Below are 7,914 nucleotides of genomic sequence, written 5' to 3' on the forward strand. Positions count from 1 at the left end.
GTTGGCCACCGAGCTGGCGGCATGGAGCGGGGGCCGGGTTGGGTGGGCGATCAGTGTGCTGGCCGATCCGGCAGCGCAGGCAGCGCGGCGCGAGCAGTTGGCGGAATTGATCGCGCTGGCCGAGCAAGACTTGAGCACAGGTTTGCGGTGGGCCGAGCAACGGGCGAAGGAATACCGCACCGGCGAGCAAGAGACGGCGCTGGCGTGGTTGGAATTGTGGCAGAGCTGGTGGCGCGATGTGGTATATGTCGCATCCGGTTGTGACGAGGCGGTGACAAACGTTGACCGGCGGGCCGAATTAGCGGCGGCGGCCCGGCGGGTCACGCCAGCGGCGGCGCTGGCCTTCTTGCAGCAGATCATTGCTGCCGCCCAACAACTGCGCGAAAACGTCAACCCGCAATTGGCGCTTGAGCATCTCGTGTTGCACTTGCCGCGGGCCAAGTGAAGGTTGCGGTTGGGCGCTTAAAAATGATACCGCAACCGTTGTGATGCGCCTTCTTCGAGGGAGATGAGGTTCTCGGCAAAGAGCATTGCGGTCACATGCTCAATTTCATCAAGAGAAAGCTGTTGTTTAGCAAGCGAGATCAAATGTTTCCGTAATCGATTGAGTGTGGCAGGTCGTGAAAAAGGATGGCGCTTGAGGTGTTCAATGACCTGCTGTACAAATATATCAACCGTAGATTGGACGCTGTTGGTTTCGGAAAGGGCTTGTGCGGCGGGTTGGACGGCAACGGGTGGAGTGCTAGGCTGTTCAACCACGGTGATGGTCTTTGGCAAGAAAGGCAGATCCTCAATTCGCGCGGATCGATGCACCCTTAGCCGCCTGTCACGCAGGTGCTGGATGAGCGGGTCGAAGCCGGTATCATTTGAGATGATGTGAAAATAAGCATTTGGATCACGTTTCACCAGAATACCAAGATAAAATACGATGTGGAAATCAAGCGCATTTGAACCACTTGTTTTGGATTTAATATACATGGCGCGGTTACCAAGTCTTTGCATAGCGTAAGCAAAGTCAAATACAATAGCTTTCTGGGTAGCGCCGACAAACGCGATAACGCGAATAAAAGATAAGTTACTAATGATAGCGAGATTTGGTTGTAAATTCTCGTAATCGATCAAGAGATAATGCGTTGGTTGCATCAATGGCGTATCCTTATTTTAGGCTCAAACAGTATGTCTAAATTATAACGTAACTTGTTGCTGGTTTATTACAAGAGATACTCCTCTAGACTACATCTATGCTACCCTTGCTCAGCGTGCGCGACCTCCATATCGTCTTCGCCGCCAAGCCGATCCTCAGCGCGATCAGTTTTGAGCTGCGTCCCGGCGACATCTTGGGGGTGGTGGGCTTGCGCAGCGCCGGCAAGTCAGTGCTCTTGCAGGCGCTGGCCGGGATCTATCCGCCAACAGCGGGTGAGATACGGGTCGATGATGTGCCCTTGACGTGGGCAACGCAAGCGTTGCAGCGGCGCGGGATCGAGTTTGTGCCGCAAGCGCCGCCATTGGTCGAAGTGATGCCGGTGTTGGATAACATCTTTCTGGGGCGCGAACGGGGCAAGGGGCGGCTCGATCCGGCGGCGATGGCGACCACGGCGTACCAGTGGCTAGAGCGGTTTGGTTTACCGCGGGGCCTTGCCCATCAGCGCGCCGGCGATCTGACCGAAGAGGAGCGGCAACTGGTGGCGCTGATTCGGGCCTTTGTGCGGCCAGCGCGACTACTGATCCTCGACGAGGCGCTCTCGGCGTTGAGTTTTGCTCGCCAGCAGGCCGTCTTGCAGCACTTGCGCGAGCTGGCGGCGGCACAGACCGGTATAATCCTGAGCAGCGACGACCTCAATCTGATCTTTGCCATCACCAACCGGGTGCTGGTGCTGTACCAAGGCCGGCAAGCGGCGTTGCGCGTCACGGCCAGCACGACGCCGCGCGAGATCGTCGAGCTAATGGTGGGGTCGGTGCGGCAAGAGCGGGTCACACCGTTGATTTGGGCCTTTGAAAATTACTATCAGGTGCAGCAACAAGCGGAACAGTTACGGCAACAGCAACTGCAACTGCAAGACAACCTCGCCGCGCAAGATTCGCTCAACCGCGAATTGGTGCAACGGCTGCAAGAGCAGATGGCGGCGCTCGATCAACTCAATCAGGCGTTGCAAGAGGCCCATCACCGATTGATGTTCGAACGCGAGGCTGAGCGGAAGGCGTTGGCGCGCGAATTGCACGATCAGGTTATCCAAGATTTGCTCAGTTTCAACTACCAGCTCGAACACGTCGAAGAGGAGATCGAGCAGGATGAAGCATTGAGCGAATTGCAGACCATCCGGCGCGGGATTCGCGAGGTGGTAGCGATGTTGCGCCAGATGTGCAGCGATCTGCGTCCGCCCACGCTTGATAGCCATGGCTTGGCGGCGGCGTTGCGTTCATTGGCGAGCCAGTGGAGCGAGCAGACCGGGATTCAGGTCGAGTTGCTACTGGCCGAGCCGTTGGAACGCTGGCCGGAGACGATTGAGTTGACAGTGTTTCGGATTGTGCAAGAGGGCTTGAACAACGTGCGCAAGCACGCCGGCGCTACGCGGGTGTTGCTTGAGGTGCAGCGCACCTCGGCGGCGGGGGTGATGGTGCGGTTGGCCGATAACGGGCGGGGGATGGCAACGCCGCCCGATCTGCAACGCCTTGCGGAACGGAAGCATTTTGGCTTGATCGGGATCAGCGAGCGGGTGTCGCTCTTGCGCGGTACGTTACACATCGGGCCATCGGTGTGGGGCGGGTTGGAATTGCAGATCGAGATTCCCAATCCGGCGCCGTTCCCGGCGGAAGGGGTGAGGGTGGGATAAGGGCGCAGAGATGGCAAGGACGCAAAGAGGGTAACACCCAAAGGCGCGAAGGCGCAAAGAGATACACACGCAAAGGCGCGAAGACGCAAAGGGTTAGGATGGTTATATGCTCTTATCCGGTTGTTTTAGCTGGTTATAGTCTGCACTAGGATGCCTTTTTAGCGGGATCTATCACTTCCGCCGCAACGCATCCTCTACCACCTGCCGTACGGTGGCTGCATCAAGGTCTTTTTTGTCGAGAAAGGCCAGTGCGCCGGCTTCCAAACCCAACCGGCGAAACTCGCGGTCAGGGTAGGCGCTGATCAAGATCGCCCGTATGTTGGGGGCGATGCTCTTGACCCGGCGCAGGCATTGGATCCCATCACCGTCGTTCAAGATCACATCAATGAACGCCAGATCAGGCGTGATCTGCTGGAGCAAGCGGGTTGCCGCATGGCAATCCTCGGCCTCGTAGAGCTGGGCTTCGGCGCAGGCTTTGCCGACCATGCGCTTGATTTGGGTACGGTAGCGTTCGTTGTCGTCGATGATGAGCACCGTCAGCGGGGCCGGGCCGGCGGGCGGTTCGCGGTTGTGGGCCGCTTCATGGCCCGATTCGGCCAGCAATTCGGGATGGCGCAACGCGAACTGGTAGGCTTCGAGCCGGCTACTGACGCGGATCGCCCGATAGAGGGCGGTCAAGTGATTCTCGATCGTCTTGACGCTCAGATCCATCTCTAGGGCCATGCGGCGGTTGTCATAACCTTGGGCAATGAGGCGGAGGAGGTCGCGCTGGCGTTTGGTGAGGGTGATCGGCGACGGGTGGGCCAACTGCGGCGCCGCTTGGATGAGCCGGCTGAGGAGCGGGCTTGAGATCCAGTTGCCGCCGGCCATAATTCGCTGCACGGCTAATTGCAGATCGCTGAGCGGCTGATCTTTGAGGTGGTAGCCGTTGACGCCGGCGGCGAGCAGGCCGACTACATACGACTGATCATCGTAGGCGCTGACGACCAAAATCTTCATGGCCGGATAATCGGCGTGAATCTGGTGGATGGCGTTAATCGGATCAAATTCCGGCATGGCCACATCGACCACCAGCAGATCGGGGTGATGCTGGGCTAGCGCAGCGAGTAGTTGCGGGCCGGTGGCCGCTTCACCGATTACCTCAAAGTCAGGCAAGCCGGATAGCGCAGTGCGCAAACCGGCTCGCACCACTGCATGATCATCGGCCAATACGACGCGGGTCGTTCCCATCGCCCATTCCCCACCACGGTTGACGTACCGGCGTGATGACGCCAAGGCATACGAATTATTATCGCCGAAGAGACGGCTGGGAGCAAATGGGCAAGGGGTGGCACGGCGCGGGGGGTGGCACGGCGCGGGGGGCCATGTAGAGCCGCACGGCCGTGCGGCTCTACGGTGGTATTTTTACCATCCCATCACCCGACGCGGCCACGGCGGCGGGTGGTCACGTCGAACACGACGGCGGCGACCAATACCAAACCGCGCACGATGTATTGGTAGGCAATATCAATGCCCATCAGGTTCATACCGCTGGTCAGCGACACGTAGACCAGCGCGCCGATGATCGAACCGATCACATTGCCGACGCCGCCAGCGGCGGAGACGCCGCCAATGTACGCGGCAGCAATCGCGTCCAGTTCAAACAAGGTGCCGGCGGTAGTGGTGGCTGAGCGCAACCGCGAGGCGAACAAGATACCCGACAAGGCCGAAAGCACTCCCATCGACGCGAAGACGATATAGGTAATGCGCTTAACGCTAATGCCGCTCAGCTCAGCCGCTTCGGGGTTGCCGCCGACCGCATAAATATGCCGGCCCAGCACGGTTTGAGTCGTAATGAAGTGGTAAATTGCCACCACCACCAACACAATCACCATCGTCCACGAGAGGCCATTGTAGCCGGCCATAATCCACGCCAGCAAGCCGATCAAGGTCGAGATAAAAACCAGCTTGAGCACAAACATATCGGCGGGCAAGACCTCGAAGTTGTAAGCCCGCTTCTTGTTGCGGCTGCGGATTTCGCTGATGACGAAGGCCACAATCGCGAGCACGCCGAGGAGGAGGGTGAGGGTGTGGTAGCCGGGCAAAATGCTAAACGGCACATCAGGAATAAAGCCGTTGCCAATCGCATTAAAGGTTTCATCGTCGATAATGATCGTACCGGTGCCAGCAGTGACCAATTGCAAGGCGCCGCGATAAATGAGCCAGCCGGCCAGTGAGGCAACAAACGAGGGAATCTTCAATTCAGCAACCGGAAACGCCGTTAGCAAGCCGGCCAACCCGCCGAGAACCAGCACCATCGGCACCACCACAATCGTCGGCAGATCCCAGAAACGGAGGGCGATCGCGGCCACTGCGCCGAGAAAGCCGGCCAAAAAGCCAACCGAGAGGTCAATATGGCGAATCACGATCACCAACGTCATGCCGACCGCCAGCACGGCAATGTAGCCGGTCTGGTTGATCAGATTGCTCAGATTGCGCGACGAGATAAAAATGCCGTTGGTCGTGATCGAAAAGATGATCATAATCACGAAGAGGGCGATGAACATGCCGTATTGGCGAATATTCTGCCCCAATGCCCGTTGTAAGTTGGTGACAAATGCTGCTTGGGTTGTCATGGTCTCCTCCGCCGCGTTGCGTATTCGGTTAATAGTCAACCGCTAGCTCCATAATCTTTTCTTGGGTCGCTGCCGCAACCGGCAGTTCGCCTTTAATTCTCCCGCCGGAGACGACGTAGATCCGGTCACTCATGCCCAACACTTCGGGCAATTCCGACGAGATCATCACGATACTCATTCCCTCTTCGACCAGCCGGTTCATCAACTGATAGATCTCGTATTTCGCGCCGACATCGATCCCGCGAGTCGGTTCATCAAGAATGAGCACATCGGGCCGCACAAACAGCCATTTGCCGAGACACACCTTCTGTTGATTGCCGCCGCTCAGGTTGACAACTTGTTGTTCGATAGTCGGCGTCTTGATGTTGAGCGACTTGCGATAGCCTTCGGCGACTTGAATCTCGGCATTGCGATCGATGACGCCATTCTTGGCTAACGCTTGCAGGTTGGCGAGAGTAATATTTTGGCGCACATCTTGGATCAAGACCAGCCCTTTGGCTTTGCGATCTTCGGAAACGTAGGCCAAACCGGCGGCGATCGCTTCGCGGGGATGGTGGAAGGTGCGCTTGCGGCCCTTCAGCCACAACCCGCCGCTGATCCGGTACGCCGGTGCATTGCCGAACAGACTGAGGGCCAACTCCGTGCGTCCGGCTCCCATCAAGCCGGCCAGCCCGACGATCTCGCCTTTGCGCACCTGTAGATTGACATCGCGCAGCAAATAGCGGCCCAACTCAGGCGAATAGACCGTCCAATTGCGCAGTTCCAGCATGACCTCATCACTGATCCGATGGTTGCGGGGGGGATAGATATTGGTAATCTCGCGCCCGACCATATTGCGGATGAGCGCCTGCTCGCTCACCTCGCCTTTGTGAGCATCGAGGGTGCAGACGGTCTTGCCGTCGCGGAGGACGGTCACGGTATCGGCGACCGACAACACCTCTTTCAGCTTGTGCGAGATAAGAATGCAAGTCACGCCATGATCGCGCAATTCTCGCAGCAGATGCAACAAATTCTCGCTATCGTTCTCGTTGAGGGCGGCGGTGGGTTCGTCGAGAATCAGCAGCTTGACTTCACGGCTGAGCGCTTTGGCAATTTCGACCAATTGCTGTTTGCCGACGCCGAGATCGCGGATTTTCGCGGCGGGATTGACATTCAAGCGCACTTTGCGCAACATCTCGTCGGCGCGGCGGATAGTCTCGTTCCAATCGATCACGCCGTTGCGACTAATTTCGTGGCCGAGAAAGATATTTTCGTAGACGGTCAATTCGGGCACGAGGGCCAATTCTTGATAAATAATGCCAATGCCGACCCGTTCGCTATCAGCGATGCCAAAGAAGCGTTGGGGCTGGCCATCGATCAGGATTTCGCCGCTGTAGGAGCCATACGGATAGACACCGCTCAGCACCTTCATCAGGGTTGATTTCCCAGCGCCATTTTCACCGACCAGACAGTGGATCTCGCCCCGCTTGACGCTAAAGGTGACGTTATCGAGCGCGCGCACGCCGGGGAATTCCTTGGTGATCTGGCGCATTTCGAGGATAGGGGGTTCCATACACGCACCGCCTCATCATGTGGATATGCCGTGATGTGAGGATAGGGGCTGCCCTATTGCGAATAGGCGTCATATTTGGCTCAGATCGGGATGCGGCCATCCCGATCTGAGCGGAACAATGCGGTTTACGGCAGGTTAGTGAAGTCGCTGGCGCTGTAGTAGCCGGAGTCGATCAGGGCGGCGCGCACGTTGTCGCGGGTGACGGTCACAACCGGCGACTGGATGGCGGGCACGTCGATCTTACCGTTGTTGTAGGAACCGCGCGAGTCGGGTTGCTTGTTCTCAAGCAGAGCGACTGCGGCGCTGATCGCATCCTTCACCAGCGTGCGCACATCTTTGAAGACGGTCATCGACTGGCGGCCATCGATGATGTACTGCACCGACGCCTTCTCGGCATCTTGGCCGGTCACAAAGTACTGGGTCACATCCTTATCGGCGGCGAAGGCATCAGCAATTGCGCGGGCCGTGCCATCGTTGGGGGCGAGGATGTAGACCTTGCCCTTATCGGCGGCGCTAGCAGCGGTCAGGTTGGCCTCGGCAAGATTCTTGGCGGTGTTGAAATCCCAGTTGGTCGTAATCTGGCCGAGGATCTTGGCCATCTCGTCGCGGGTAAGGTCGCGCTTGTTCTGCAACGCGACCGCCTCGCCCGAATTCTTAATCACGAAGGTGCCATCGGCGATCTTGGGTTGGAGCACCTTCCACGCGCCTTCAAAGAAGAGGAAGGCATTGTTGTCTGAGGCGGCGCCGGCGTAGAGGTAGAGCGGATTACCGCTGCCGCTGGCGTTATCAACCAGATACTGGGCCTGCTGCGCACCCACGGCGATGCTGTCGAAAGTGACATAATAATCGACGGCATCGGTCTCACGGATGAGGCGGTCGTAGGAGATGCCCTTGACGCCGGCGGCGCGGGCAGCGG

General features: G+C 58.0%; 7 protein-coding genes. 2 read left to right on the forward strand and 5 right to left on the reverse strand.

The genetic code is table 11. The features are described from left to right. Positions 1–445 (forward strand): DNA polymerase III subunit delta' C-terminal domain-containing protein (locus tag U9R81_RS12415; RefSeq protein ID WP_322495762.1); only part of this gene is annotated, 445 nt, incomplete at its 5' end. 17 nt (positions 446–462) lie between these two features. Here U9R81_RS12415 and U9R81_RS12420 read toward each other — a convergent pair. Then, a complete protein-coding gene (locus tag U9R81_RS12420; RefSeq protein ID WP_322495768.1) occupies positions 463–1,143 on the reverse strand; it encodes a PIN domain-containing protein in 681 nt (226 codons plus the stop codon). A 98-nt stretch (positions 1,144–1,241) separates the two neighbouring features. Here U9R81_RS12420 and U9R81_RS12425 point away from each other — a divergent pair, with 98 nt between their 5' ends. Beyond that, positions 1,242–2,831 carry an ATP-binding cassette domain-containing protein gene (locus U9R81_RS12425; RefSeq protein ID WP_322495763.1) on the forward strand — a complete coding sequence of 530 codons (1,590 nt, stop codon included), beginning with the start codon at positions 1,242–1,244 and terminating at the stop codon, positions 2,829–2,831. A gap of 171 nt (positions 2,832–3,002) precedes the next feature. On the opposite strand, the gene U9R81_RS12430 is transcribed toward U9R81_RS12425, so the two are convergent. From U9R81_RS12430 to U9R81_RS12445, 4 genes are all read right to left on the reverse strand, one after another. Continuing rightward, on the reverse strand, positions 3,003–4,061 hold the full coding sequence (locus U9R81_RS12430; RefSeq protein WP_322495764.1) for a response regulator transcription factor: 1,059 nt from the start codon (positions 4,059–4,061) through the stop codon (positions 3,003–3,005). Between the two features lie 185 nt (positions 4,062–4,246). Beyond that, complete coding sequence (locus U9R81_RS12435) at positions 4,247–5,446, reverse strand: sugar ABC transporter permease (protein ID WP_322495765.1); 1,200 nt, start codon at positions 5,444–5,446, stop codon at positions 4,247–4,249. A 28-nt stretch (positions 5,447–5,474) separates the two neighbouring features. Continuing rightward, the gene (locus tag U9R81_RS12440) at positions 5,475–6,998 is read right to left on the reverse strand and encodes an ATP-binding cassette domain-containing protein (RefSeq protein WP_322495766.1); all 1,524 of its coding nucleotides are present in this window, start codon (positions 6,996–6,998) and stop codon (positions 5,475–5,477) included. Between the two features lie 125 nt (positions 6,999–7,123). Beyond that, on the reverse strand, positions 7,124–7,914 hold a 791-nt coding region (locus U9R81_RS12445), incomplete at its 5' end, for a sugar ABC transporter substrate-binding protein (protein ID WP_322495767.1).

This window comes from Chloroflexus sp., assembly GCF_034435895.1.
Taxonomy (GTDB): Bacteria; Chloroflexota; Chloroflexia; order Chloroflexales; family Chloroflexaceae; genus Chloroflexus.

Excerpts from the sequence above, each read along its gene's own strand:
- U9R81_RS12420 (WP_322495768.1), bottom strand. The coding sequence starts at position 1,143 with ATGCAACCAACGCATTATCTCTTGATCGATTACGAGAATTTACAACCA.
- U9R81_RS12425 (WP_322495763.1), top strand. The coding sequence starts at position 1,242 with ATGCTACCCTTGCTCAGCGTGCGCGACCTCCATATCGTCTTCGCCGCC.
- U9R81_RS12430 (WP_322495764.1), bottom strand. The coding sequence starts at position 4,061 with ATGGGAACGACCCGCGTCGTATTGGCCGATGATCATGCAGTGGTGCGA.
- U9R81_RS12435 (WP_322495765.1), bottom strand. The coding sequence starts at position 5,446 with ATGACAACCCAAGCAGCATTTGTCACCAACTTACAACGGGCATTGGGG.
- U9R81_RS12440 (WP_322495766.1), bottom strand. The coding sequence starts at position 6,998 with ATGGAACCCCCTATCCTCGAAATGCGCCAGATCACCAAGGAATTCCCC.